This window comes from Chryseobacterium salivictor, from assembly GCF_004359195.1.
Lineage (GTDB): Bacteria > Bacteroidota > Bacteroidia > Flavobacteriales > Weeksellaceae > Kaistella > Kaistella salivictor.
Genome location: NZ_CP037954.1, coordinates 2,449,389 through 2,473,371, shown reverse-complemented (window position 1 = coordinate 2,473,371; position 23,983 = coordinate 2,449,389). Strand labels below are relative to the sequence as shown.

22 protein-coding genes are annotated in these 23,983 nt (G+C 36.2%); 10 read left to right on the top strand and 12 right to left on the bottom strand.

Features of this window, described 5'->3' with window-relative positions:
* Positions 1-18 precede the first annotated feature (18 nt).
* From NBC122_RS11285 to NBC122_RS11270, 4 genes are all read left to right on the top strand, one after another.
* Positions 19-1,797, top strand: a complete 1,779-nt coding sequence (locus NBC122_RS11285) for an AMP-dependent synthetase/ligase (protein WP_133440470.1) — start codon at positions 19-21, stop codon at positions 1,795-1,797.
* A gap of 89 nt (positions 1,798-1,886) precedes the next feature.
* On the top strand, positions 1,887-2,480 hold the full coding sequence (locus NBC122_RS11280) for a hypothetical protein (protein WP_133440469.1): 594 nt from the start codon (positions 1,887-1,889) through the stop codon (positions 2,478-2,480).
* Positions 2,481-2,879: 399 nt separating this feature from the next.
* Positions 2,880-5,666 (top strand): aconitate hydratase AcnA, encoded by a 2,787-nt coding sequence (gene acnA, locus NBC122_RS11275; protein WP_133440468.1) that lies wholly within the window; start codon positions 2,880-2,882, stop codon positions 5,664-5,666.
* A gap of 305 nt (positions 5,667-5,971) precedes the next feature.
* Positions 5,972-6,319 carry a hypothetical protein gene (locus NBC122_RS11270; RefSeq protein WP_165983217.1) on the top strand — a complete coding sequence of 116 codons (348 nt, stop codon included), beginning with the start codon at positions 5,972-5,974 and terminating at the stop codon, positions 6,317-6,319.
* 206 nt (positions 6,320-6,525) lie between these two features.
* Here the strand turns inward: NBC122_RS11270 and NBC122_RS11265 are convergent, their stop codons facing one another.
* The 4 genes from NBC122_RS11265 to NBC122_RS11250 form a co-directional block, all read right to left on the bottom strand.
* A complete protein-coding gene (locus NBC122_RS11265) occupies positions 6,526-7,359 on the bottom strand; it encodes a CvfB family protein (RefSeq protein ID WP_133440466.1) in 834 nt (277 codons plus the stop codon).
* A 99-nt stretch (positions 7,360-7,458) separates the two neighbouring features.
* Entirely contained in the window at positions 7,459-7,656 is a 198-nt protein-coding gene (locus tag NBC122_RS11260; RefSeq protein ID WP_133440465.1) for an RNA-binding protein, read from the bottom strand.
* 339 nt (positions 7,657-7,995) lie between these two features.
* Positions 7,996-9,399 carry a dihydrolipoyl dehydrogenase gene (gene lpdA / locus NBC122_RS11255; RefSeq protein WP_133440464.1) on the bottom strand — a complete coding sequence of 468 codons (1,404 nt, stop codon included), beginning with the start codon at positions 9,397-9,399 and terminating at the stop codon, positions 7,996-7,998.
* Positions 9,400-9,538: 139 nt separating this feature from the next.
* Complete coding sequence (locus NBC122_RS11250) at positions 9,539-9,718, bottom strand: helix-turn-helix domain-containing protein (protein ID WP_221343576.1); 180 nt, start codon at positions 9,716-9,718, stop codon at positions 9,539-9,541.
* 344 nt (positions 9,719-10,062) lie between these two features.
* Between NBC122_RS11250 and NBC122_RS11245 the strand changes: the two genes are divergently transcribed.
* Positions 10,063-10,692 (top strand): c-type cytochrome, encoded by a 630-nt coding sequence (locus NBC122_RS11245; protein WP_133440462.1) that lies wholly within the window; start codon positions 10,063-10,065, stop codon positions 10,690-10,692.
* 152 nt (positions 10,693-10,844) lie between these two features.
* Here NBC122_RS11245 and NBC122_RS11240 read toward each other — a convergent pair whose 3' ends face one another.
* The gene (locus tag NBC122_RS11240) at positions 10,845-11,144 is read right to left on the bottom strand and encodes a helix-turn-helix domain-containing protein (protein WP_133440461.1); all 300 of its coding nucleotides are present in this window, start codon (positions 11,142-11,144) and stop codon (positions 10,845-10,847) included.
* 2 nt (positions 11,145-11,146) lie between these two features.
* Positions 11,147-11,485: a type II toxin-antitoxin system RelE/ParE family toxin gene (locus tag NBC122_RS11235; RefSeq protein WP_133440460.1), complete on the bottom strand. Its 339-nt coding sequence runs from the start codon at positions 11,483-11,485 to the stop codon at positions 11,147-11,149.
* Between the two features lie 109 nt (positions 11,486-11,594).
* On the opposite strand from NBC122_RS11235, the gene NBC122_RS11230 reads away from it, so the two are divergent.
* Positions 11,595-12,212, top strand: a complete 618-nt coding sequence (locus NBC122_RS11230) for a hypothetical protein (RefSeq protein WP_133440459.1) — start codon at positions 11,595-11,597, stop codon at positions 12,210-12,212.
* Between the two features lie 152 nt (positions 12,213-12,364).
* Here NBC122_RS11230 and NBC122_RS11225 read toward each other — a convergent pair whose 3' ends face one another.
* From NBC122_RS11225 to recQ, 5 genes are all read right to left on the bottom strand, one after another.
* Positions 12,365-14,917 carry an adenosylcobalamin-dependent ribonucleoside-diphosphate reductase gene (locus tag NBC122_RS11225; protein ID WP_133440458.1) on the bottom strand — a complete coding sequence of 851 codons (2,553 nt, stop codon included), beginning with the start codon at positions 14,915-14,917 and terminating at the stop codon, positions 12,365-12,367.
* Between the two features lie 217 nt (positions 14,918-15,134).
* Positions 15,135-16,223, bottom strand: coding sequence for a glycosyltransferase (locus NBC122_RS11220; protein ID WP_133440457.1), 1,089 nt, complete (start codon positions 16,221-16,223; stop codon positions 15,135-15,137).
* Between the two features lie 57 nt (positions 16,224-16,280).
* Positions 16,281-16,604 (bottom strand): hypothetical protein, encoded by a 324-nt coding sequence (locus NBC122_RS11215; RefSeq protein WP_133440456.1) that lies wholly within the window; start codon positions 16,602-16,604, stop codon positions 16,281-16,283.
* Positions 16,592-16,840, bottom strand: a complete 249-nt coding sequence (locus tag NBC122_RS11210; protein WP_133440455.1) for a hypothetical protein — start codon at positions 16,838-16,840, stop codon at positions 16,592-16,594. Before NBC122_RS11210 ends, NBC122_RS11215 begins: the two co-directional genes overlap by 13 nt.
* Before the next feature lie 10 nt (positions 16,841-16,850).
* Complete coding sequence (gene recQ, locus NBC122_RS11205) at positions 16,851-19,055, bottom strand: DNA helicase RecQ (protein ID WP_133440454.1); 2,205 nt, start codon at positions 19,053-19,055, stop codon at positions 16,851-16,853.
* A gap of 290 nt (positions 19,056-19,345) precedes the next feature.
* Here recQ and NBC122_RS11200 point away from each other — a divergent pair, with 290 nt between their 5' ends.
* Positions 19,346-20,305 (top strand): KpsF/GutQ family sugar-phosphate isomerase, encoded by a 960-nt coding sequence (locus NBC122_RS11200; protein ID WP_133440453.1) that lies wholly within the window; start codon positions 19,346-19,348, stop codon positions 20,303-20,305.
* Positions 20,306-20,476: 171 nt separating this feature from the next.
* Positions 20,477-21,304 carry a twin-arginine translocase subunit TatC gene (gene tatC / locus NBC122_RS11195; RefSeq protein WP_185145763.1) on the top strand — a complete coding sequence of 276 codons (828 nt, stop codon included), beginning with the start codon at positions 20,477-20,479 and terminating at the stop codon, positions 21,302-21,304.
* 62 nt (positions 21,305-21,366) lie between these two features.
* Here the strand turns inward: tatC and NBC122_RS11190 are convergent, their stop codons facing one another.
* Positions 21,367-21,792, bottom strand: a complete 426-nt coding sequence (locus NBC122_RS11190) for an SRPBCC family protein (protein WP_133440452.1) — start codon at positions 21,790-21,792, stop codon at positions 21,367-21,369.
* 187 nt (positions 21,793-21,979) lie between these two features.
* Between NBC122_RS11190 and NBC122_RS11185 the strand changes: the two genes are divergently transcribed.
* Together NBC122_RS11185 and NBC122_RS11180 are read left to right on the top strand one after the other, a co-directional pair.
* Positions 21,980-23,080 (top strand): MBL fold metallo-hydrolase, encoded by a 1,101-nt coding sequence (locus NBC122_RS11185; RefSeq protein WP_246012348.1) that lies wholly within the window; start codon positions 21,980-21,982, stop codon positions 23,078-23,080.
* Between the two features lie 106 nt (positions 23,081-23,186).
* Positions 23,187-23,942, top strand: a complete 756-nt coding sequence (locus NBC122_RS11180) for a tryptophan-rich sensory protein (protein ID WP_133440451.1) — start codon at positions 23,187-23,189, stop codon at positions 23,940-23,942.
* Positions 23,943-23,983 lie beyond the last annotated feature (41 nt).

Below are 23,983 nucleotides of genomic sequence, written 5' to 3'. Positions count from 1 at the left end.
ATCAAATAAAACTATCATATGTTAATAAAAAGAACTTTTGATTTCGCGCACAATGCATTGGAAAAGTATTCAAGAGAAGATATGTTCGTTACCAAATATAATGGTAAATGGGAAAAAACATCGACTAGGGAATTTATTGCTTTAGGGAATAAAGTTTCACGGGGCTTACTGAAACTGGGAATTAAACCCGGCGATAAAATAGCCCTTATTACCACGGCGACCAGAACGGAATGGGCGGTAATGGATTTAGGAATCTCTCAAATTGGAGCCGTATCTGTGCCTGTTTATCCCAGTATTTCTCCGGATGATTATAATTTCATCTTTAATAATGCGGATGTAAAATACTGTTTTGTATCGGATATCGACTTGTATGAGAAAGTGATGAAAATTAGAGACAATGTACCTACTTTGCAGGGAGTTTTTAGTTTTGATGAAATCAATGGTGCCCCAAACTGGCGGGAAATTACCGATCTGGGAAGCGATGAAGCCACACAAAGTGAAGTGGAAGACATTTCTAAATCGATTAATACCGAAGATTTGGCAACGATTATTTACACTTCTGGAACCACCGGAAAACCCAAAGGCGTAATGCTTTCTCACCTTAATATTGTATCGAATGTACTGGGCTCTAATCCGAGAATCCCAAGAGTGAAAGGACTGGAATTCAGTGATATAAAAATTCTGAGTTTCCTTCCTATCTGTCACATTTTCGAACGGATGCTTTTTTATCTGTATCAATATAATGGCTATGCAATTTATTTCGCAGAAAGCATTGAGAAAATGGGCGATAACATCAAGGAAGTTCAACCGCACATTATGTCGGTAGTCCCAAGATTGATTGAAAAAGTGTATGATAAAATTTATGATAAAGGAACCAGTGCCGGCGGCCTAAAATCTCAAATATTCCTTTGGGCATTAGGCGTAAACAAAGCGAAAGAAAAAATAGGAAAACCCTCCGGATTAAAGGAAATCATCGCTGACAAACTGGTCTTTTCTAAATGGAGAGAAGGTTTGGGTGGCAACATCATCACGCTTGTTTCCGGATCTGCAGCTTTATCGGCAAGACTGAATAAGATGTTTCAAAATGCCGGAATTCCCATTTTGGAAGGTTATGGTTTAACGGAAACTTCGCCGGTGATTTCGGTGAACAGTTTCGGGAAAATTAAAGTGGGAACCGTGGGTCATCCGCTCGACAATGTGCAGGTAAAAATTCAGGAAGATGGGGAGATTACCGTAAAAGGCCCGTCTGTTTTTAAAGGTTATTTTAAAAATGAGGAAATGACCAAAGAAGCATTTACCGATGAAGGTTTCTTTAAAACAGGAGATATCGGTCATATTGATGAAGAAGGTTATCTGCATATAACCGACCGTAAAAAAGAAATGTTTAAAACTTCGGGCGGGAAATACATTGCCCCGCAGGTGATTGAAAATTTAGCGAAAGCATCGAAATTCATTGAGCAAATAATGGTCGTTGGTGACGGTGAAAAAATGCCGTGTGCTTTTGTTCAGCCAGACTTTAACTTCATTAAAAACTGGGCAGAAAGAAAAGGACTCAATATTGGAACGACTCCTGCAGAAATGGTAAAAAGTCCTGAGTTAATTGCCAGAATAGGAAAAGAAATCACTTATCTGAACACCAAATTAGGAAATTGGGAACAGATTAAAAAATTCGAGCTCACCCCGGAAGTATGGTCTATCGAATTAGGACTGCTCACTCCTACTCTCAAACTGAAAAGAAAAGCAATCAAAGAAAGATATCTCAAACTGTATAACAAAATGTACGGACATCAGGAATAATTATGATGAGAAAAAGGAAAGCACGGTTTTTAACTGTGCTTTTTTTAATATAAATTTAGACACTTTTTGTACCATTAAAAACACATGCCATGAAAAAATTCCCCGCTTTACTTTTATTGATGGTTTTTACAGCCAATTCTTTTGCACAAGATCATGAGATTAAACTCTACAAAAGCATTTTAACGAAGGGAGATTCTTTGAGCAAAGTAAAATTTGATAAAACAACGATTTTTAAAGCCACCAAAAATCTCGATAAAAAACATCCTTCCCAATATTTCGACCAGATGGCAATTTATCTGAGCAAAGAGAAATTCAATGAAGCCTCTTTTCTGTTTTATCTCGGCCAAATGCGGTACAGATATTATAATGCAGCCAATCCCAAATACCAGCTGGGAAATGATGGGGCATTATTCGCTTCTTTGAAGGCGGTTTTAGGAGAGCCGATAAATCTGTATATAAAAAATGATGTCAATAATTATATCGAAATTCTAAAACTGGCCAAAAATTATTTTGCTGAAAATGATTACCGTTTTTTTTCCAAAAAGAAATCCGAGCAAAAATACAGGGACCAAATTAAAAACATGGACGATCTTATTCTTTCTTTAGAAACCGACCGTTCAACTTTTGTTGAAAAATGGATCAAAGACCGCGCTGATTACAAAGCACTATTTAAGGAAGAATAAAATTATTTCAGAACAGGAAAATCACAATAGCTGCTTGGCGATTAACTTAAATTGGAAGCCTGTCACCATATTTAAAATCTTATTTTTTCAAATTATCTGAATACAAGCGCAAATCTCTGAAAGAGATAATGTTACAACTTCTCGTTTCGCTCTCTTTTATTTCATAACTTTGAGAAAAGCAAAATACTTCTGAATGATCATTCAAAAATTTTGCATGCTTGACAATTGAAAATTTGACATCAAAAAAACATTATTTGAAATTGAAAAGCTTTTTTAAAGGCCTCAAAAGAATACTTTTACAGATCTTCGCTGTTATTCGGCAAAATAATTTTCATTAAAAGATTTGCTATACATTCCAGGCTTCAAACTTTTATCGGTATCATTAAAAACATCAATATTATGGAAAAAGATATTTTTAAAGTAAAAAAAAACCTGCACACCAAAGAAGGGAATTACACTTACTACAGTCTCACCGAGTTGCAAAATAAAGGATATGATATCGAAAAATTACCTTTTTCAATTCGGATTCTTTTAGAAAATGCGATCCGCAATTACGATGGCTTTTCGGTCACCGAAGAAAATATTAAAACTTTATTAAACTGGACGCCTAAAGGAACAGACAAAGATATTCCGTTTAAACCGGCGCGCGTTTTAATGCAGGATTTTACCGGAGTTCCTGCCGTGGTAGATATTGCAGCGCTTCGGGCTGAAGTGGCACGGAAAGGTAAAAATCCGGAAGCCATCAATCCACTTGTTCCTGTCGATTTGGTCATCGATCATTCGGTACAGGTCGATTATTTCGGAACCGAAGAATCCTATTCGCGTAATATGGAGGAAGAATACAAGCGCAATAAAGAACGCTATCAGTTTCTAAAATGGGCCCAGAATTCTTTTGACAACTTTAGTGTTGTTCCGCCGGGAATGGGAATTTGCCACCAAATTAATCTGGAGTATTTCTCGAAAGGAGTCATCGAAAGAAACGGAGAAATTTTCCCCGATACTTTGGTCGGAACCGACAGTCACACGCCCATGGTGAACGGTATTGGTGTCGTCGCCTGGGGCGTTGGCGGAATCGAAGCTGAAGCAGCCATTCTTGGGCAGCCACTTTATTTTATTATGCCCGAAGTCATTGGTTTGAAATTAACAGGAAAACTTCCTTTAGGTTCCACAGCAACAGATTTGGTCTTAACGATCGCCAATCTGCTTCGGAAATTTGGAGTTGTTGGCAAGTTTGTAGAAGTTTTCGGTTCCGGTCTGGCTAATCTTTCTGTTCCGGACAGAGCCACGATCGGAAATATGTCTCCCGAATTTGGATGTACTATTACCTATTTTCCGATTGATGATAAAACACTGGAGTATATGCGCAAAAGCAACCGCTCCGAAACACAGATTTCATTGGTAGAAAATTATTGCAAAACCAATATGCTGTGGCGGGAAAATGAAGATAAAATAAACTATACCGATGTCTTAGAACTTGATCTTTCTACTGTTGAACCTACCGTCGCAGGACCAAAAAGACCACAGGATAAAATTCTTTTAAAAGACTTTAAAAATAAGTTTATTGATCTGCTCCACAGTTCTTTTAACCGAACATATATTTCCCAGGAAAACCGTGAGATCGAAAAATCCATTACACGGTTTGACAACGAAGGTGGTGACCTGCCAGTTCCCAAAGCGGAAACCAAACCATTAAATGATGAAATAGAAGCAAAAGAAACGGATGGACTTCAAACCGTCTGGATCACGCGCGGTCAGGAAAAATTCATGCTTTCTGACGGTGCTGTTACGATAGCCGCCATTACTTCATGTACCAATACTTCCAATCCTTTTGTAATGATAGGTGCCGGATTAGTCGCCCGAAAAGCAAGAGAACACGGCATTAACGTAAAACCCTGGGTAAAAACTTCGCTGGCTCCAGGCTCAAAAGTAGTGACCGATTATCTTGAAAAAGCAGATTTAATGAAAGATTTGGAAGCGCTTGATTTTCATTTGGTTGGATATGGCTGCACTTCATGCATTGGTAATTCAGGACCGCTGGCTCCCAAGATTGCAAAAGCGGTCGACGATTACAACTTGATAGTGACTTCTGTACTTTCAGGCAACAGAAATTTTGAAGCGAGGATTCATCCGCAGGTGAAAATGAATTTCCTGATGTCGCCGATGTTGGTGGTCGCTTATGCAATTGCCGGCCGTGTAGACATCGATTTAACAACCGAACCTATAAGTTATGATTCGAATCAGGAGCCTGTTTATCTCAAAGATATCTGGCCAACCGATGATGAAATAAATGAAATTTTAAACCGCGTACTTTCGCCGTCTGATTTTGCAAAAAACTATGATGAGATTTTCGAAGGCAATGAAATCTGGCGAAACCTAAAGGTTCCCACCGGGAAACTTTATGATTGGGATAAAGATTCCACTTACATTAAAGAAATTCCGTTTTTTCACGATATTTCAGCACAGACAGAACCTTTGCAAGATATTCAAAATGCCAGAGTCCTTTTGGTATTGGGCGACAGTGTAACTACGGATCATATTTCACCGGCCGGTGCATTCAGTGAGACTTCTGCGGCAGGCAAATACCTGTTGGGCAAAGGTGTAGAAAAAGAAAACTTCAATTCATACGGATCCCGCCGTGGAAATGATGAAGTGATGGTACGCGGTACTTTTGCCAATGTCAGGATCAAAAATAAATTAGCACAGAAGGAAGGTGGTTTCACCCCGTACTTACCCACTGGCGAAGAAATGTCGGTTTATGAAGCTTCCGTTAAATACAAAGAAGAGCAAACTCCTTTATTGGTTTTGGCAGGAAAAGAATACGGCAGCGGATCCTCACGGGACTGGGCCGCGAAAGGCACTTTTCTGTTAGGCATAAAAGCGGTATTGGCAGAAAGTTATGAGCGCATTCACAGAAGTAATTTAGTAGGATTGGGCGTATTACCATTACAATATAAAGAAGGTGATACCGCTGAAAACCTAGGACTTACAGGAACGGAAATCTTTTCTATCATAGGAATTGCGAGTGACATTAAACCTTTAAAAGAAATTGAAATAACAGCTAAAACAGAAAATGGCAGCGAAATTAAATTCATGGTCATCGCCCGTTTGGATTCCCTTATCGAGATTGAATATTACCGGAATGGCGGAATTTTACAATATGTCTTGAGGCAGTTTTTAGAAAAATAAAAACTGAAAAAAATTTAGTCACAAAAGCTTTCAGCATTATTAAAGTAAAAATCATGCTTTATAAAAGTTAACAAAACGGGTGACAAAAAATAAAATCTGTAATTTTTCAACCACAAAACAGTCAAAAGAAAAATGTAAAAACAATTATTCAAAAGGATAAAAATAATAAAACTTAGATTCTATCAAAGCTTTTAAATAACTTATTAATTCTGTCACGGGCTTCCAAAAAATTAATCACAACCACTTCAATATTATATCCGTTTACAAACGGATATTTTCATATATTTGATTATCAAATGATTCACATGGAAAACTGTCTGGAATGTGGCGACACCGTTATCGGAAGAAGCGATAAAAAATTCTGCAACGACGGCTGCAGGAATGCCTACAATAATAAGCACAACAAAGATTCGTCAAACCTGATGCGCAACATCAATAATAAACTGCGCAAAAACCACCGTGTTCTTTCTGAACAGAAATTCATTGAAGGAAAAGCAAAAACGACGCGTAATAAATTAATTTCCGAAGGTTTTGATTTCGAAAATTTCACGAGTCTGAAAATCTACAAAAACGGTGCAGAATACAGATTCGTTTATGATATCGGATATAAGTTGTTAGAAGAAGATTGGATATTGCTGGTGAGGAAAGAATAATTTATATTTGAGCATAATTTATTTGATGAAAAAGAAAACTGAGTGCGATACTTACAAATTCCTGAAAGACGAAAGTCAATAAGATGCCGAAAAGCTATACATTGAAAAATGCAGAAAATAATTACATGTTTCGAATCCTATCGTCGCGATAATAAAAAGAGCAGAAATTTCTGCTCTTTTTTTATCTTTAAAAGTGACTGTATAATTTAGTCCTCTGTAATCAATCGAATTTTATCTTCCAAAATTTCAATTTTTTTATCGCGGTACAAACCGCCGATGGCTTTTTTGAAATTCTTCTTGCTCATTTGCAATTCGTCCTTAATTTCCTCCGGTGTAGATTTATCTGACAGATAAATTAAACCATAATTCAGTTCCAGTTTATCAAGGATAATTTTCTGGAATTCGTCAATATTTTCATAACCTTCCGGCTGCAGAGAAACATCTATTTTCCCATCTTCGCGAATCGTTTTTATATAACCAATTTCTTCAGATAAAGGGAACAATTTTTTATAAACATCTGACGTATAAATCAAGCCGACATATTCTTTATTAATAATCACATTCCAGCCCAGTTCACTTTCTCCGGCAATAATCAGATTCACTTTTTCACCTCTTTGAAAAGGCAGATTTTCATAATGTGGATTCTTTTTATATCTGGTCGTTCCGGTAATTAAACCTAAAACATCATCGACATAAACCTGAACCAAATAACGTTTACCTTCCAGAATTTTTGCGCGCTGCTGTTTATACGGAACAAATAAATCTTTGATAATTCCCCAATCCATAAAAGCGCCGGCTGGTAAACTTTGTACACAGGTCATCACGGCAAACTCTCCTACTTCGGCATTGGCTTTTTCAGTGGTTGCTTTTAATTTGTCATCATCCTGATACACGAAAACTTCCATTTCATCACCAACTTCAGCATCTTCAGAGGCGAAAATTTTTGGCAGAAAAGCTCTTTCTCCGTTTTCATCTTCCAGAAATAATCCGGAATAGTTTTTTTCTGCGATTTTTAATAGTTGAGATTTGCCGATGTTCATAATGAAAGGTAACTAAAAGTAAATATTTATAAGGTGCAAAGATAAGGTATTTTGAAGGTTTACAAATTAAATGATACTCAAATTCTAAAGCGATCAAATTTATTTCTCAGAATAAACTGCGGAAACATTTTTTGCCAACGTTTTGAAACGGATACCGTTTTCCTGCAAAACGGTGATCGTTCGATGTCCTGTTTTACTGAGATGTAAATCCTGAACTGTTCCGGATTTTCCTTTGTGTGTTCCGCCTATAACTTGGCAAAAAACCCCATTTTTTAATTGGCTTTTCTCGTCGTCCATTTTTTTTAATTTTCATTAAAAATACAAAAAAAAGAGAAGCCAAAACTTATCTAAGCGGCTTAAATACTCTAAATTATTTTGCTGCGAATGCACGAATTTGTTTAAAAATATTTCTATGCTGCCTTTATACTTGTACAAAATTTCATATAAATTTTTTCGTTTTTTTAAATGCGATAATCTTAAGATATTAAAAAATACTTCGTGAATTAGTGGTTTTAAAAACTTTCAAACAAAAAAAGAGAAGCCGAAACTTCTCTTTAATATTATAAGTTAATCCAAACCGCCGGAAATATTTTTACTTTATTAATCCTTGGGCTCTTTTTACTTTTTACTTGGCTCTTAAAAATGAATCGCTCTTTTCCCTGTAGCATCCAGCGCTGCTTCTTTCATCGCTTCCGCATACGTCGGGTGTGCGTGAGACATTCTCGAAATATCTTCTGCACTTGCCCGGTATTCCATTGCTACCACTGCTTCTGCGATCAAATCTGCAGCTCTCGCTCCGATCATGTGAACCCCTAAAATCTCATCCGTTTTTTCGTCAGCGATCACTTTGATGAAACCATCAATATCACCTGAAGCACGGCTTCTTCCCAAAGCTCTCATCGGGAAATTACCCACTTTAATGGCAATGCCTTCCGCTTTCAATTGCTCTTCTGTTTTACCAACAGCAGCAACTTCCGGCCAAGTGTACACCACGCCTGGAATTAAATTATAATTGATATGCGGTTTTTGTCCAGCGATCAATTCAGCCACCAAAGTTCCTTCCTCAGAAGCTTTGTGCGCCAACATTGCACCTTGAACAACATCACCGATGGCGTAGATATTCGAAACATTGGTTTGTAAATGTCCGTTCACTTTTACTCTTCCTCTTTCGTCCAAATCAACACCGGCTTTTTCAACAGCAAGTCCGTCTGTATATGGTTTTCTACCCACCGCAACCAAAACGTAATCGCCCTCGAAAACTACTTCATCGCCTTTTTTATCTTTCGCCGTTACTTTTACCGTATCTCCGTTTCTTTCAACAGACTGAACTCCGGTAGAAAGGTTGAATTTCATTCCTTGCTTTCTCAACACTTTGTTCAGTTCTTTTGATAAAGCACCATCCATGGTCGGAATAATTTTATCCATATATTCCACCACCGTCACATCAGAACCGAGTCTTTTATAAACAGAACCCAATTCCAAACCGATTACTCCACCACCGATTACGATAAGATGTTTCGGAATTTCTTTCAAATTTAAAGCTTCCGTAGAAGTAATAATTCTTTCTTTATCTAAAGTGATAAAAGGCAGCGAACTTGGTTTAGAACCCGTCGCAATAATGGTATATTTTGAATCAATGGTTTCTGAAGAACCATCACTTTTAGTCACTTTAATCTGAGTCGCCGATTCGAAACTTCCAACGCCTTCGAAAACAGTGATCTTGTTTTTATCCATCAAAAACTGAATTCCTTTGGTTGTTTGTTCCACCACTTCATTCTTACGAGCCACCATTCTAGTGAGATCTGCCACAGGATCATTAATGATAATTCCGTGATTGGCGAAATTGTGTTTTGCGTTTTCGAAATGTTCAGAACTGTCCAAGAGTGCTTTACTCGGAATACAACCCACGTTCAGGCAAGTACCGCCCATAGTGGGATATTTCTCGATAATTGCTGTTTTGAAACCTAACTGCGCGCAACGGATTGCAGCAACATAACCACCAGGACCGGAACCGATTACGGTAACATCGAATTGACTCATATTTATCTTTTTATGATTTAATTAAAAGTAGAGGCAAATTTACGATTTCTAATACAAAGACACAAAGATTTTCCATGAAGTTCAGAAAACTGATTTCGTGTTCTTTGTGATTTCCTTTTCGTATTTGTGGTTAAAAATTTTACAGAGAAGTTAAACCAATTTTCCGGTTCAATCCCACTTCAAAAAGTCGGAATAAGGTTGAGAGCTGCATATTTTCCTTGCCGTTTTCAATTTTCAAAATATAACTTTTATTCCTGCCTGTTTTTCGCTGCAAGCTGTCCTGAGTCATGTTAGGCTCTTTCCGAACTTGTTTTAACATTTCAATGATAATAAACATTTACATTTTCTTCATCTTCTACAATCCCGCTACCCTACAAGACTGGGGAATTTTTCCGCCAACAATTGCACAAAACCTCACTCCATTTTTTGAGTTTTTCATTTTAAATTCTTAAATTTGAGATGCGTAACAAATTGATTTACAATTACAATCATTAAATTTAATCCGATTTTTTAAGATAAAAAAAATGAGCAGCCAAACCGGATATGCTGCACTATTACAGTTTAACTGTTCTTAACTAAAAAACAATTGATAAGAAATGAAATAAATGTGGAGACCAGAAACCACTTAAAAAAAACGGGGCAAATTCCGAAAAGCCAAATGATTTGGAAACAACAACGCAAAAACAAAATGACATGAAAAAAAACAATTTTAAAGTTTGGGCATTAATTGTAGCAGGCTTTGCATTTTTTTATAATGCATCATGCTCAAAAGCTAAACAAGATTCAAGTGATGAGAATGCTAAGGTAACTCTTAAACCTGAAGATGTTGTGAAACGAGGCAAATATCTGGTGACAACTATGGGCTGCAATGATTGTCATTCTCCCAAAAAAATGGGTGCGAACGGTCCCGAAATTATCCCGGAATTAATGTTATCGGGTTTTCCTGCTGACCGGCCAATTGTGAAATTTGTTGACCCTATGATTAAACAGGGATTTGGCATGTTCTATCCTGACCTTACGGCTGCTGCAGGACCATGGGGAGTTTCTTTTGCCGGCAACCTAACTCCTGACGAAACGGGTATCGGAAACTGGACAGAAGAACAATTCAAAAAGGCAATCACTGAAGGTAAGTTTAAAGGAGTGGACGGCGAGCGGATGCTTTTACCACCGATGCCGTGGACGAATTATACCATTTTGACAAATGAGGATATTTATGCGATTTTTATGTACTTAAAAAACATTAAACCCGTTAGAAACGTAGTACCTCCACCAATACCACCAGACAAAATGTAATTCAAGTTCATTTTATTAATTGACAAAAAAGACGCAAAAATTGCGTCTTTTCATTTTTATAGAAACATAGTTTTATCCACACTTACTATTCCCACAATTCTTGCAAGTCAAACAACCTTCCAGTTAGTTACTTGGGTAGAACAACAGTTATTTTATAAAAAAGTCAAACCAATTCGTCTATTCAATCCCACTTCAAAAAGTCGAAATAAGGTAGAGAGTTGTATATTTCCTTTCCCATTTTCAATTTTCGAAATGTAACTTTTTTTTGTACCTGTTTTTTCGGCCAATTGTTCCTGGGTCATGTTTGCCTCTTTACGTGCTTGCTTCAGCATCTCGCTGATAATAAACATTTGAGCCTTTTCTTCATACTCCACTCTACTTTCAGTTCCAAGTTTTCCGTGCTCTAAATCGATGAGTTGGTCAAAAGTTTTGATGTCTTTATATTGGTCCATTATTAATCTTTTTTTTTCTCAAAATATTCATTTTTCAATCTTACTGCTTTGTCCAGTTCTTGCTGCGGAGTTTTCTGTGATTTCTTTTGAAACGCATTGAACAGAATGACTAAATTTCCTTTATCAAAACAACAGAATATCCTGTAAATGTTAGACTGATATTCAATTCTGATTTCATAAAGTCCATCTGTTCCAGACAAATGTTTCAAAAATTTTTCAGGAACTCTCTCGACCTGCTTAATGAGCTCAAGGACATTTTTAATTTTAGATTTTACCTTTTCATCCTGAACTTTATAAAAGTCCAAAAAATGATTTTGGTAAAATTCAATTCGCCTGCTCATTACACAAAGTTAATTCAAAAGATAACTTTGTGCAAATTATATTTGAAGTTATTCGTATATTTACTTTTCTATATACATTAAACTAATCTCCAAATCAAGAAATCGCTGAATGAATAAACTTCTACTTCTCTCCATTTTATTTATAATTCTAAGTTGTAAAAAAACTGCAGAAGTAAAAAATGACGAAAATATTTTAGTGAATAAAAACTATTTTAGCGTTTCTGAAAATGATCGAAAAATTCACAGACATTCGAATTATGAGGTAGTAGATACTGTAGAAATGCCAGAAGCTATATACTCAGACAAAAGATTGAATGAAGATTATGCACTTGGAGGAATTCATTTCTTAATTGAGAATAATGAAAAATCTTATTACGTGATTAATTATCTGGAACCATTTGTAAGTATGTGTGGAACTATGGATCGAATGACAAAACAAGATTCTATAAATTCAGTAAATAGAAATATCAAAATAATTCAAAAAGCAAAGCTGATTTCAACTTCAACAATTGAAAAAATTCTTTATGAAAATCGGGAGAAAATTGTTAATATTAATTCACGAATGCCTTTACAAATTTCATTTGCTTTAAAAGATGATATTTTGAAAGGTCAAACAATGTACAATATCATTCAGTTTATGGAAGATAGTAAAATGTATATTTATACGATAAGACGAATGAATAAGGATGAGATTAGTTTTACTAAAATGAATCTTGTAAAAAGATAGCGATCCTACGGACCGCAACGTTCTTATTATTCATATTTACTACAGATATATCGTTCCTACGGAGCGAACCCTCACGTTGTAATCGGTCAGGGAAGGAAAATAAAAAAGCTGTCTCAAAAATGAGACAACCCTTTATTATTTTGAAATGTAGATTACCCACACTTACTATTCCCACAATTCTTGCAAGTCAAGCAACCTTCCTGATAAACCACCTGATCTGAACCACAGTTAGAACATCTTCCGCCGGCTTCGGTTCCATCTGGGATATACCGTTTCAAAGCTCGTGCAACTCCTGCTTTCCAGTTGTTGATCGATTCCGAATCGAGTTCTAAATGGTTGATTAATTCCACCGCATTTTCAATCGGCATTCCGTGGCGCAAAGTTCCGGAAATCAATTTCGCATAATTCCAGAATTCGGGTTTGAACTTGTGCGAAAGCCCTTCAATCGTCGTTTTATAACCACGGAGATTTTTGAACTGAAAATCATAGCGCGATTTTCCGTTTTCGTCCTGGTTTTTAATAATCACTCCTTCATTCACCCACCGTGGAAGCATAATGCCTTCTTCATCGTCTGCCAAACCGGTAAAAATCTCATAAGGTTTGCCTTCAATTAAACCAACAAAAGCGATCCATTTTTCTTTATTATTTTGAAAACGAACGACATCTGCCTGTAAAACATGCGGCCTTTTGGTAGGAAAAACAGAAGTAATCATTTCGTTTTTGTCCTCTTTTTTATCGTCCGCCGAAATGAGAACTCCGGAACGGGAACCGTCGCGATAAACTGTAACTCCTTTGCAGCCTACTTCCCAAGCTTTTATATACAGCTGATTCACCAGTTCTTCGGTCGCATCATTCGGAATATTAATCGTCACAGAAATCGAATGATCAACCCATTTCTGAATCGAGCCCTGCATTTCTACTTTGCTCAACCAATCTACATCATTCGAAGTCGCTTTGTAATAAGGCGATTTTTCAATAATTTTATTCAATTCATCTTGAGAATAATTTGTTTCGGTGTCGATCCCCTGAATTTCCATCCATTCTTTAAAACGGTGGTGGAAAACCAAATATTCTTCCCAGGAATCACCGACTTCATCCACAAAATCCACGCGGATATCCTGATCATTTGGATTTACTTTTCTACGTCTTTTATACACCGGAAGGAAAACAGGTTCAATTCCCGAAGTGGTTTGCGACATCAGCGAAGTGCTTCCTGTGGGTGCAATTGTCAACAACGCAATATTTCTTCTGCCAAATTTCACCAAATCTTCATATAATTTTGGATCAGCTTCTTTTAACCTTAAAATAAATGGATTTTTCTCTTCTCTTTTGGCATCATAAATTGCAAAAGCTCCTCTTTCTTTCGCCATTTCCACCGATGAACGGTAAGCCGCCAACGCCAGCGTTTTGTGAACCAAAGTTGAAAATTCATTCCCTTTTTTGCTTCCGTACTGAATATTTAAGGCTGCGAGCATATCGCCTTCTGCAGTGATCCCGACTCCTGTTCTTCTTCCTTCCATTGTTTTTTGCCGGATTTTTAACCAAAGATGTTTCTCGGTGAATTTAATTTCTTCACTTTCCGGATCGGCTTCGATTTTTGCAAGAATGGTATCGATTTTTTCAATTTCCAGATCGATGATATCATCCATCATTCTTTGCGCGTAACCCACATGTTCTTTAAATAAATCAAAATTAAATTTCGCGTTTTTCGTAAACGGATTTTCAACGTAAGAGAAAAGATTCACCGCCAACAACCGGCAAGAATCGTAAGGACACAAAGGAATTTCACCACAAGGATTCGTGGAAACGGTTTCGTAGCCAAGATCAGCATAGCAATCCGGCAAAGATTCTTTAATAATTGTATCCCAAAAAAGAATTCCAGGTTCTGCCGATTTCCAGGCGTTATGAATAATTTTATTCCACAAATCAGTCGCTTTTATTTCCTTTTTAAATTTCGGATTTTGGCTATGAATTGGATATTTTTGAATGTAATTTTCTTTATTAACAACAGCTTTCATAAAGTCATCATCGATTCTCACCGAAATATTGGCACCCGTAATTTTTCCCTGCTCGAGTTTGGCATTGACAAAATCCTCAGAATCCGGATGATTGATAGAAACCGAAAGCATCAACGCTCCTCTTCTGCCGTCCTGTGCCACTTCCCGCGTAGAGTTAGAATATCTTTCCATAAACGGAACCAAACCGGTGGAAGTTAAAGCCGAATTTTTTACGGGAGAACCTTTCGGACGAATATTGGAAAGATCGTGACCAACTCCACCGCGGCGTTTCATCAGCTGAACCTGCTCTTCATCAATTTTCATAATGCTTCCGTAAGAATCACTTTGCGTTCCACTACCGATGACAAAACAATTTGAAAGCGACGCAATCTGAAAATCATTTCCGATTCCCGTCATCGGACTTCCCTGTGGAATAATATATTTGAATTTTTTAATGAGGTCAAAGACTTTTTCTTCAGAAAGTGGATTTGGATATTTCGCTTCGACTCTTGCGATTTCAGAGGCAATCCGATGATGCATATCAACTGGATTTTGTTCGTAAATATTACTGTCTGAATCTTTCAGCGCATATTTACTTACCCAAACCTTAGCCGCCAGATCATCTCCGTCAAAATATTTTAAAGAAGATTGATAAGCTTCATCATACGTATAAATTTTTGATTTTTTTGCTAAAACTGCTGCTTCCATAATTTTCGTTTTTAATGAAATAAATATACAACAGTATCTTTTAATAAAAAAAAGTTCGCAAATAATTTAATTTAAGAGACTGATAATCAAAATAATAAATATTTTAAAATGTTAAAAAGTTAACTAAAACAAAAAAGTTCTTTGTGATTTAAATCATAAAAAAAGTAAATATAATCATACTTTGAGATAACAAACACTTCAGCCTTGCATGAAAGGGTTATTCCTTTAATTTTCCTATTCTCAAAAAAACATCTTCGTATTTCTTTAAAATAAAATCTTTTGCAAAACGGGAAGCGATTGAACTTTTAATGGCAACTTTATCGTGACTTTCTTTTAAAATATCGAGGATTTTCTCAGCGAACTTCTGATGATTGTCAATATTGCAAATTTCACCATTAATTTTGGGCTGAATGATTTCGGTAATTCCACCCGGACAATTATTCGCCAGAGAATAAGTTCCGCATGCTCCGGCTTCTAACAAAACATTTGGAAAACCTTCATAACGGGAGGAAAGAACGAATAAATCTGCAAATATTAAAAATTGATACGGATTTTTTTGCTGCCCGTGAAAAATTACATTTTCCAGATCTAAATCCTTTTTCATTTGATGCAGCAATTCTTTATCCCGTCCATCTCCTAAAATATGAAGCAGCAATTTTTCGTTTTTTAAGTGAAAGAATACTTTCAGCAAATTATCGAAACCCTTTCGGGGAGACAGATTTCCGATGGCTACAATATTTCTAAAATCTGATGAATAGGATTCTGGTTTCTCCAGACCTTGCAACTTTTCATTAATAAAATCAAAATCGACCGGATTGTTTATTTTAATCAATTTCTCTTTTTTGATTTTAAAATTTTCAATCAGATCATTTTGCATATCATCGCTTTGACAAATAATCTTGTGATAATTATTGTAAAATTTATAGAAAAAACGGATTTCTTTTCTGGTGACGTGTTGCGAAACAACATTGGTTTCTCTGGCAATGAATTTAGTTTTCGGGAAAAATTTAATAAAAAAAGCCAAATACGCATTCACTTCGCCAAAACCGCTGAACACAATATCGGGTTTTCTATTGCGAATTTCCTTTAAAATAGGCTTCAGAGAATGACGGATTCTGGGCGTTTTGGTATCGACAATCTCCACATCGTCTTTTAAAAATTCGAGATAACCACCTTCTTTTCTTAACAGAAGAATTTTCGGTTCAAACGTTGAACGCGGCAAATGATTTGCAATCGTAGTGACAATCCGTTCGGCACCGCCCATTTCGAGATCAGGGAGAATAAATAGAATGGAGATTTTCTTCATACTTTGTTTTTCAGAACGCTGACCAGGTTTAAAACTTTGACTTGGTTAATTGCTAATTTACAACAATTCCGGAAAGTCCTGCGAATGGTTGTTCAAAATATGGTTGATGATGAACCGATTGTCTTTTTCATCAAAGAAAATATACCAAAAAGTTTTATTGGTGACTTTATATCTGAGATATTTCCTGCCAAATTTTTGAAAAGGTGCGGGAGAATTTTTAGTTATAGGTTTATCAATGTTCTGATCAATAAAATCAACAATCTTCATTGTATATTCTACTGCAGAGTTTCTAAAACCAAAATATTTAAAATCATAGAGCAAATCGACTAATTCCCTTAATGTTTCTTCTGCAGAATCAGCATAAATAATTATTTCTCCCAAGGTAAAGAATCGATATGTTGAATAATTCTTCTTCGAAATTCTTTAGAAGTCATCCCCCGCTCAAACCGTTCATCAAAATCGTCTTTCACAGTGTACTCTGACTGCGCATCAGAAAAGGATAAAGCGGTTTGATCAGCGTTTTTCAACTCCAATAATGATTGGATGCTTTCCAAATCATCAAGGTTTTTAATCCACTCGATTAATTCCTTTTTTATTTCAATAATTGGATTTTCCATCACTCAAATTTTAGTTCGCTACATCAGAAATAAATTTAATCCGTAACATTCTCACTTCTTCATCACTCAACTCATCACCGAATTCCGCCAAAAGAACTTTCATACTGTCGCTTTCACTGTCACCCATAAATTCCATAAATTCCTCTACGATATCTTCATCAAAATTTTCATCAATATAATAATCAATATTCAATTTTGTGCCTTGATAAACAATCCGTTCCATTTCTTTCAACAGCTCATCCATTGAAATATTTTTCGCTTTGGCGATGTCTTCTAAATCGATTTTTTTATCGGTACTCTGAATAATAAAAACTTTGTGACTGGATTTATTGGCCACGGTTTTCATGACCATATCCTGCGTTCTTTCTATCTCGTTTTCTTCAACATACTTTTTAATAAAGTCTGCAAATTCTTTTCCGTACTTTTTAGCTTTCCCTTCGCCAACTCCATACACCTTTCCGATTTCTTCAATATTAATAGGATATTGAACAGTCATATCTTCTAAACTCGGATCCATAAAAACCGTGTATGGCGGAATACCATATTTCTTGGCCACCGATTTCCGCAGATCTTTTAACTGACCAAAAAGAACCTGATCCAGACTGCCACCTGCCTGGGTTTGAACTTTGTCGGAATCTGCTTTGGTCTGTTCCAGATTATATTCGCGGTCTTCAGCGATAAAAAATTCGGTATCCGATTTTGAAGAAAGTGTTTTGTTTCCTTTTTCAGTTAATTTTAAAACACCGTAAGTTTCAATATCCTTTTGCAGAAAATTTTGCACGGTCGCTTGTCTGATAATCGATTTCCAGAAATTTTCCGTTTCTTTTTTGCCGATACCAAAATATTTATTGGTTTCTAATTTATAAGATTTGGTCACGGGATTTTCTTTACCAACGATGACCGAGATAAGATCTTTTGTCTTGAATTTCTCTTCCAGTTCTTTTACTAAATTAAGAACCAGTTTCAATTCTTTTGATGCGTCTTTTAATTTTGGAGGATTCACAGAATTGTCACACATTAATGCACCGTCACCGCTAACGGGATCAAACTGTTCACCAAAATAACAGAGGATATATTGCCTTCTACTCATTGAAGTTTCTACGTAACCTACTACTTCATTTAAAAGTTGCAGGCCAATTTCGCGTTCTGAAACCGATTTCTGAGCCAGAAATTTTTCTAATTTTTCGATGTCTTTCGGATCATAAAATGCGAGGCAATGTCCTTCTCCGCCATCACGCCCTGCCCGACCGGTTTCCTGATAATAACTTTCCAGAGATTTTGGGATGTCATAATGAATCACAAAACGAACATCCGGTTTGTCTATTCCCATTCCAAATGCGATGGTTGCCACAATAATATCGCAATCTTCCATCAGAAATTTATCCTGATTCATCACTCTTGTTTTCTGATCCAGACCGGCGTGATAGGGCAATGCATTAATCCCGTTAACCTGAAGAACCTGTGCGAATTCTTCTACTTTTCTCCGGCTTAAACAATAAACAATGCCTGACTTTCCTTTATGAGAATTAATGAATTTTACGATTTCCCGATCGATATTCACTTTTGGTCTTACTTCATAAAAAAGATTCGGTCTGTTGAAACTCTCTTTGAAAACCTTAGCATTGCTCATTCCCAAAGTTTTCTGAATATCATCCTGCACTTTCGGCGTTGCCGTTGCAGTTAAAGCAATTACCGGCACATCTGCAATTTTATCGATGATGGTTTTCAGGTTTCTATATTCCGGCCGGAAATCATGTCCCCATTCTGAAATACAGTGAGCTTCATCAATAGCGACAAATGAGATTTTAACATCGCGCAGAAATTCCTGATATTCTTCTTTAATTAAAGATTCTGGAGCAACATACAGTAATTTGGTGACGCCCGATTTGATATCATCGAAAACCTGTTTGGTCTGGGTTTTATTGAGTGAGGAATTGAGCACGTGTGCTATTCCTTCCACAGAAGAAAGCCCGTTGATCGCATCTACCTGATTTTTCATCAGGGCTATTAATGGTGAAACAACAATCGCAGTTCCGTCCGAAATCAATGCCGGTAGTTGATAGCAGAGTGATTTTCCTCCGCCGGTAGGCATTAAAACAAAAACATCGTCTCCCTGCATCAGGGTTTTTATAATTTCTTCTTGTTGACCTTTAAATTTTGAGAAACCGAAATATTTCTTTAATTCCTTAGATAATTCGGTAGTTGGTGTATTCATCTTTTAAATTGACATTTTTTGAGCAGCGTTTGTTTGTAGAATATCTTCATCTTCACTCTGCCTGAAAATTTGGATTTTAGGTTATGTTCTAATATTTCTTTCCTAAATTTGCATATTAATCAAAGTTAAATAATTATTATCACATTAAAAAAAAATGATATTTAATTTTAAATAAATTAACATTTAATATTTTTGTATTTTATAGAAATCCCACCTCTTTATTATTGAATTCTACCCGATAATTTTGATTAAAGTGGTGATGATCTTTAAATAAATGATGCACCCATTTTATGAATAACCAAGAAATACTTCAGCTCGCAAAAAATGCGCTGTCGATTGAAATTGCTGAGCTTGAACTTCTTAAAAACCGTCTGGACGGACAGTTTCTAAAAGCCGTAGAAATTATTAATTCTGCAAAAGGCAAACTCATTATTGTAGGAATCGGAAAATCTGCACATGTGGGAAATAAGATGGTTGCGACCCTGAACTCCACCGGAACTCCCTCACAATTTTTACATGCTTCGGAAGCAATCCATGGTGATTTGGGTGTGATTCAAAAAACGGATGTCGTTTTATGTATTTCAAATTCGGGGAACTCTCCTGAAATCGTAAAACTCGCGCCTTTCCTAAAGCAATATTCTTCAAGTCTTATCGGAATGACCGGGAATTTAAAAAGCAAACTCGCTGAATTTTCTGATGTTATTCTCAACACATTTGTTGAAAAAGAAGCCTGTCCTATTAAGCTGGCACCCACAAGCTCTACAACAGTTCAAATGGCGCTGGGAGATGCTTTAGCGGTTTGTTTAATGGAGCTCAATGGTTTTAAAGAATCTGATTTTGCTAAATTCCATCCGGGTGGAAGTTTAGGAAAAAACCTTACAGCCAAAGTAGACCAGTTCCTGTCACCACAAAAACCGCACGTTTCAGAGGAAGCCAGTTTACGGGACATCATCATTTCCGTGAGCAGTTCGAAACATGGGATTACCGTAGTAACCAACGGGGATGATATCACCGGAGTTATTACCGATGGTGATTTGCGCAGAATGCTCATGAGCGAACAGGATTTATCGAAGTTCATCGCTAAAGAAATCATGAGTAAAAATCCGAAAAGCATCGATAAAAATGCTTTGGCAAAAGAAGCCATGCAAATTTTAAAAGACAAAAACATCGGCCAGTTAATTGTGACCGAAAACGGAAAATATTTTGGAATTATCGACATCCACAAATTACTGGATGAAGGTATTAACTAAAATCAATATTTCAACTCAGTACAGCGCCTGCAAGCAGGCCGTGCAAATTTGATTCTTTACAAAGTCAATTGAATTAAACATTATTCGTTAATAATTAATTAATTTCGCACCTTCAAAAGAATTAGTTGTTATCAAATACAACAATTATAAAACCTTAAAACAAATATTTTCGTGAGTGAGAAAAAAGAAATGTCTTTTTGGGGACACATCGGAGAATTGAGGGCACACTTGATTCGCGCAATGATTGCGGTTGTAGTTTGTGCGGTCGTAGTTGGTTTTAATGTTAACTGGATTATGGATCACATTTTCTTCGGGCCTACAAGAAACGATTTTTTAACTTTCCGCGTGGTCAACCATTTTTCCCGTGAAATTATCGGTCATGACAGCATCACGCTTCCCGCCCATTTTGCGGTACAACAAAAACAGCTTTTTCAGCAGTTTAATGTAATGATGGCGGTTTCTATCTTTGGAGGTATCGTTACCGCATTTCCCTATCTAGTGTGGGAGTTGTGGCGGTTTATTTCTCCGGCCCTGCATCCGAACGAACGAAAAAATTCGGTGTGGTTGATTAATTTTGTCTGGATTCTTTTTCTGACCGGAATTCTTTGTGGTTATTTTTTAATTCTTCCCTTTGCAATTAATTTTGGACTGTTATTTAAAGTTTCAGATTCTATCACCCAACTTTTTGATTTGAGTGATTACGCAACGCTTTTCCTTCAAATTGTTTTGGGAATGGGAATTGTTTTTTTATTCCCTGTTATCGTTTATTTCCTGACTTCTATTGGAATTCTTACGCCGAAATTCATGCGGACTTACCGTCGTCATGCAATTGTTTTAATTATGGTAGTGGCTGCGGTTATAACGCCGGCAGATGTTTTGAGTATGATGATGGCTGCATTTCCACTCCTCTTGCTATACGAATTCAGTATTATAATGAGTGCTTATACCTTTAAAAAAATAGAAAAAAGAAAGCTTGAAGAAGAAAAAGCAAGAATATAATCAATAGCCAAAAATAAAAAAACACGCTTCTTGGCGTGTTTTGTATTTTTAAAAAGTAAACGTTAATTCTCAACAAAATTCTTCAAACTTTTCCCGATAATTTCGTTCCATCCTTGGATGAAATTTCCCTTCTGAAAATCTTTTCCAAGATGGTCAAAGTTTTCTAAACCTTTGTGAGTAAGCGTTACCAGAGTTCCGCCTTCGTTTTCCTGGAGTTTCCATTTAACAATCGATTTTTCTTTTGAAAATTCGGGATATGACCAGGTGTGTTTCAATTTTTCATTTGGAATAATTTCTAAAATTTCTCCATGATGATGGAATTTTCTTTCTTCACCAGATTCATAAAAGTTGAATTCATGGTGAACTTCCAAATCAAAATCAGGAATATCAAAATACCATTCCTTCATCTGCGCTTTGTCGGTTATGGCTTTCCAAACCTTTTCAGCAGGGGCATTTACCCTTTGTTGAACAAGTACAATCTCATGCATAATTTTTGTTTTTTTTGATTGTAATAAAGTTAGTATAATTTTTAGCAGAAAGAAAAAATATTCCTATGATATTTCGCATTCATCATTTTAAACTAAATTTGAACCTATTTTAAAGTAAAATATTTTCTGAACCGTTCAAATCTAATAACAACTTTTTTATAAAACTACTTTGGAGCTATTTAAAAATATGATGATTGCAGTACTGCTTATAGCAATCGTTTTTACCGCTGCCCTTTTCCTTTTTATGCAACATCCTAAATTCGGGAAGGCGCCGACTGGAAAACGTTTGGAAAGAATAAAAAAATCGTCGCATTATCAAAAGGATAAATTCGATAATATTAATTTTACGCCGCAACTCGCAGAAGATGCTTCAATTCCGGGAGTGATTTTCCGCTTTTTATTCGGCAAAAACAAAAATTTAATCCCGAAGGAAAAATTTAATTTTGAAAAAACCGATTTGAAAAATTTGAATCCAAATGAAAATATTTATGTTTGGATGGGACATTCTTCTTATTTCATACAGATTGACGGCAAAAAAATACTTGTGGATCCCGTTTTCAGCGGAAATGCTTCTCCGGTAAAGTTTGCCGCAAAAGCCTTTTCCGGAACCGATTTATATGCGGCAGAAGATATCCCGGAATTAGATTATTTAATCATTACGCACGATCACTGGGATCATCTGGATTATGAAACCGTGAAAAAGCTCAATCCAAAAGCAAAACAGGTTATTACAGGACTAGGAACCGGCGAACATTTGGAATATTGGAATTATGATCCTAAAAAAATTATCGAACTCGATTGGGGCGAAAATTTTGATTTGGGAAATGGGTTTAAAGTTTACGCAGAGACAGCGCGGCATTTTTCCGGACGTGGTTTTAAGCGGAACCAAGCCATTTGGGCGAGTTTTATCTTTGAAACTCCGGAAAGAAAAATCTATATCGGCGGCGATTCCGGATTTGATAATCACTTTGAAAAAATTGGCAACAAATATGGCGGTTTTGACTTGGCTATTCTTGAAAATGGCCAGTATAACAAAGACTGGCGCTATATTCATATGATGCCCGAAGAATTTTTGATGGCTGCTAAAAATCTGAAAGCAAAAAGAATAATCCCTATTCACAATTCAAAATTCGCACTTGCCCTGCACGACTGGAAAGAACCTTTGCAAAAAATAATGACGCTCAATGAAAAAGAAAACTTACGCCTGATTACTCCTAAGATTGGGAAAAAAACCGTTTGGCAAAATGACTCCACCGTTTATGAAAAATGGTGGGAATCCTACAAGTAGAATCACCAGAAATCTGTATTCCCAATTTTATCGCAGAATAAAGTTCTTTTGCTGTCGTAAAATTGACTAATTTAGAGTGATCAAACCCTATAAAATTTCTTTAAAAATGATAAAAAAACTGCAAATCGCCAATGGTTTCTTTCTGATTTTCACCATTATCTTTAATTATCTGAGCAATACCGGAATATTTAATGGAAAGACAATCGCCAATGTTTCTGATCAATACCACAATTTTTTTACTCCGGCAGGTTATGCTTTTTCAATTTGGGGATTTATTTATCTGCTTTTAATTGGTTTCGTTTTTTACACGGGCCGAAGTTTATTCAATCCAGCTAAAAATGAAGCGAATGGCTTTGTAAGAAAAATCAGTTGGTGGTTTGTCGTTTCCTGTATTGCTAATTGTGCCTGGATCGTAACTTGGCTTTACGGTTTTACCGGATTATCTGTAATCGTTCTGTTGATCGCCTTTATTTCGCTTTTAATCATTGTATTGGAAGCCTTAAATCACCATTCAACCGCTGCCGAAAAATGGTTCATTAATTTTCCTTTTCAAATTTATTCGGGTTGGGTAAGTGTCGCTCTAATCGCAGCTACAGCAGCTTGGTTAAAAAAAACCGAATGGAGAGGTTTCGGAATTTCGGAAGTGAACTGGACCATTATTTTAATCATTACCGCATCTTTAATTCACCTTTTTATGACCTGGAAGAAGAATGCACCGGTGTTCGCTTTTGTAGCAGTCTGGGCTTTAATTGCAATTGCGGTGGCAAATAGAAATGAAAGTCAGCCAATTTATTTAGCAGCATTGACCGCAGCAGGAATTCTTTTTTTGAGCAGTTGTTTCAAAATTATTAAAGGAGTTTAAGTAAAGTTAGATGACAGGAAAATCATTTTAAAGAAGTCAGG

Coding starts and splice junctions, on each gene's coding strand:
- NBC122_RS11285 (WP_133440470.1), top strand. CDS start 19: ATGTTAATAAAAAGAACTTTTGATTTCGCGCACAATGCATTGGAAAAG.
- NBC122_RS11280 (WP_133440469.1), top strand. CDS start 1,887: ATGAAAAAATTCCCCGCTTTACTTTTATTGATGGTTTTTACAGCCAAT.
- acnA (WP_133440468.1), top strand. CDS start 2,880: ATGGAAAAAGATATTTTTAAAGTAAAAAAAAACCTGCACACCAAAGAA.
- NBC122_RS11270 (WP_165983217.1), top strand. CDS start 5,972: ATGGAAAACTGTCTGGAATGTGGCGACACCGTTATCGGAAGAAGCGAT.
- NBC122_RS11265 (WP_133440466.1), bottom strand. CDS start 7,359: ATGAACATCGGCAAATCTCAACTATTAAAAATCGCAGAAAAAAACTAT.
- NBC122_RS11260 (WP_133440465.1), bottom strand. CDS start 7,656: ATGGACGACGAGAAAAGCCAATTAAAAAATGGGGTTTTTTGCCAAGTT.
- lpdA (WP_133440464.1), bottom strand. CDS start 9,399: ATGAGTCAATTCGATGTTACCGTAATCGGTTCCGGTCCTGGTGGTTAT.
- NBC122_RS11250 (WP_221343576.1), bottom strand. CDS start 9,718: ATGTTAAAACAAGTTCGGAAAGAGCCTAACATGACTCAGGACAGCTTG.
- NBC122_RS11240 (WP_133440461.1), bottom strand. CDS start 11,144: ATGGACCAATATAAAGACATCAAAACTTTTGACCAACTCATCGATTTA.
- NBC122_RS11235 (WP_133440460.1), bottom strand. CDS start 11,485: ATGAGCAGGCGAATTGAATTTTACCAAAATCATTTTTTGGACTTTTAT.
- NBC122_RS11230 (WP_133440459.1), top strand. CDS start 11,595: ATGAATAAACTTCTACTTCTCTCCATTTTATTTATAATTCTAAGTTGT.
- NBC122_RS11225 (WP_133440458.1), bottom strand. CDS start 14,917: ATGGAAGCAGCAGTTTTAGCAAAAAAATCAAAAATTTATACGTATGAT.
- NBC122_RS11220 (WP_133440457.1), bottom strand. CDS start 16,223: ATGAAGAAAATCTCCATTCTATTTATTCTCCCTGATCTCGAAATGGGC.
- NBC122_RS11210 (WP_133440455.1), bottom strand. CDS start 16,840: ATGGAAAATCCAATTATTGAAATAAAAAAGGAATTAATCGAGTGGATT.
- recQ (WP_133440454.1), bottom strand. CDS start 19,055: ATGAATACACCAACTACCGAATTATCTAAGGAATTAAAGAAATATTTC.
- NBC122_RS11200 (WP_133440453.1), top strand. CDS start 19,346: ATGAATAACCAAGAAATACTTCAGCTCGCAAAAAATGCGCTGTCGATT.
- NBC122_RS11190 (WP_133440452.1), bottom strand. CDS start 21,792: ATGCATGAGATTGTACTTGTTCAACAAAGGGTAAATGCCCCTGCTGAA.
- NBC122_RS11185 (WP_246012348.1), top strand. CDS start 21,980: ATGATGATTGCAGTACTGCTTATAGCAATCGTTTTTACCGCTGCCCTT.
- NBC122_RS11180 (WP_133440451.1), top strand. CDS start 23,187: ATGATAAAAAAACTGCAAATCGCCAATGGTTTCTTTCTGATTTTCACC.